We start from the raw sequence: 390 nt of genomic DNA, 5'->3' as shown, positions 1-390 counted from the left end.
CCGGATGGCCGCCGGCTCGACTGGCTGACGTATGGATCGGGGCACGTGCACGGCCTCGTGCTCGACGGCAGGAGCGTCGCGAACGTCGAGCGGGACGACGCGCACCGCGAGACGCTGCGCGAACTCGGCAACGGGCTGAAGCAGGCGACGCAGTACGACGAGGCGGGCCGGCTTGCGCGGCAGACGCTGCAGGGCGCGGGCGGCAAGGTGGCGGAGCGCCGCTACCAGTACGACGCGGCGAGTCAACTGACCCAGATTGCGGACATGCGGCGTGGCGAGATCCAGTATGCGTACGATCCGATTGGCCGGCTCACGCGCGCGCAGTCGTCGCTGGGCGTGGAGACGTTTGCGTTCGATCCGGCGAGCAATATCGTGGACGCGACGGAGCGA

1 protein-coding gene is annotated in these 390 nt (G+C 69.7%); it reads left to right on the top strand.

From position 1 onward, the window contains the following. Positions 1-390: hypothetical protein (locus ACV22V_RS32605; protein ID WP_448016848.1), on the top strand; the 390-nt coding region annotated here is incomplete at both ends.

Source organism: Burkholderia sp. AW33-5, assembly GCF_053427615.1.
Note: the sequence above shows the minus strand (reverse complement) of the source record. Positions and strands in the feature narration are given on the sequence as shown.